This is a genomic window from Paracoccus spongiarum, from assembly GCF_030732095.1.
GTDB lineage: Bacteria > Pseudomonadota > Alphaproteobacteria > Rhodobacterales > Rhodobacteraceae > Paracoccus > Paracoccus spongiarum.
In genome coordinates, this window is sequence record NZ_JAVAMQ010000054.1 from 1 (window position 1) to 1,728 (window position 1,728).

Sequence of the window (1,728 nt, forward strand, 5' to 3'; positions counted from 1 at the left end):
CGTCTCCTCCGTTCGGTATCGGGCATTGTCACAGACTGATCAGGTCTTGCGTTCATTCGTGACGACGGCGGCCATATCCACAGACAGCTTCTTAAATGCGTCCTCGGCGGCGGCTTGGGTCGCCTCAGAGTATTGCTGCATGAGCGCCACGGCCTTCTCTGCGGCGGCGGCATAGAGCGCGAGGCTATTCCCTGTCGCGTCGGACAAGCCCGACGTCTTGGTCTTTTCGAGACTTGCCCAAGTCTCACGAATGACATCATCAAAAAGCTTTGCGTGGCGCTCGAGTTGGTTGCGATAAAGGTTCATCGCTTGTTCGTTGGCCCGCGCCATCGCCTGAAGGCGGTCCTGATGGACCTTCATGATGGCTGCCGGATCAATACTTTCGAAGCCCTGGCTCTTGAACCATTCTCCGAAACGATCGCTGTTGAAGAAGGGGAAGAGCGTTTTCGGATCGATCGCCTTGAATGCCTGTGAAAAATCGGTGGTTGGGTTCTTGTCGGTCATCGGATGTCCTTGCATTTGACTACGTGAAGTAGATCGCTAGCCGTCACGTGATGGAAACTGGTTTCGACCATTCAGGACCGTTTCTTGGGTGGTATCAGATCGGTGATCGTGCCCTCGAACATCTCGGCGGCGAAGTTCACCGTTTCGCTGAGGGTCGGATGCGGGTGGATCGTGTGGCCCAGATCGACCGCGTCGGCACCCATCTCGATGGCCAGCGCGACCTCGGCGATCAGGTCGCCGGCATTGGGGCCGACGATGGCGGCGCCGATGACGCGGTCATCCGCCTCGTCGAAGATGACCTTGGTGATGCCCTCGGACCGTCCCAGCGACAGCGATCGCCCCGAGGCCGCCCATGGAAAGACCCCCTTGCCAATCTTGCGCCCTTCGGCCTTGGCGGTGGTCTCGGTGACACCCACCCATGCCACTTCGGGATCGGTATAGGCGACCGAAGGGATCACACGCGCATCGAAATGACGGTTGTGCCCGGATGCCGCCTCGGCCGCCACCTTGCCCTCGTGCACCGCCTTGTGAGCCAGCATCGGCTGACCGACGACATCGCCGATCGCGAAGATATGCGGCACATTGGTCCGCTGCTGGCTGTCCACGGCGATGAAGCCGCGATCATCCACCGCGACGCCCGCACCATCGGCGTTGATCAGCTTGCCGTTCGGGCGGCGACCGACTGCCACCAGGATCTTGTCGAAGCTGTCGGTCGTGCTGGCGCCGGATGCATCCTCGAAGGTGACCTTCAACCCGTTGGCCTCGGCCGCGACCGCCGTGACCTTGGTCTTGAGAAGGATCTTCTCATAGCGGCCTTCGATCCGCTTGTGCAGCGGCTTGACGATATCCTTGTCGGCGCCGGGGATGATCTGGTCCATCAGTTCCACGACCGTGATCGCGGACCCCAGCGCATCATAAACGCAGGCCATTTCCAGACCGATGATTCCGCCGCCCAGAACCAGCAGGCGTTTCGGGATACCGTCCAGCTCCAGCGCGCCGGTCGAGTCGATCACCCGCGGGTCGTCATGGGGGATAAACGGCAGCTGCACGGGTTCCGAGCCCGCCGCGATGACGCATTGGTCAAAGCTGACCGTGGTCTTCTTGCCGTCATCATCGACCTCGATCATGTTCGGGCCGGTAAACCTGCCATAGCCCGACACCACCTGAACCTTGCGGCCCTTGGCCAGACCGTTGAGACCGCCGGTCAGTTGCTTGACCACCGAA

At 60.9% G+C, this 1,728-nt stretch carries 2 protein-coding genes; both read right to left on the reverse strand.

Going from position 1 to position 1,728, the window contains the following annotated elements:
• Positions 1-39 precede the first annotated feature (39 nt).
• Positions 40-504 carry a hypothetical protein gene (locus Q5Y72_RS19595; RefSeq protein WP_216034385.1) on the reverse strand — a complete coding sequence of 155 codons (465 nt, stop codon included), beginning with the start codon at positions 502-504 and terminating at the stop codon, positions 40-42.
• 71 nt (positions 505-575) lie between these two features.
• On the reverse strand, positions 576-1,728 hold a 1,153-nt coding region (locus tag Q5Y72_RS19600; RefSeq protein WP_305965065.1), incomplete at its 5' end, for a dihydrolipoyl dehydrogenase family protein.

What these genes read in the sequence shown, in the direction of transcription:
- Q5Y72_RS19595 (WP_216034385.1), bottom strand. Translation starts at nt 504, where the DNA reads ATGACCGACAAGAACCCAACCACCGATTTTTCACAGGCATTCAAGGCG.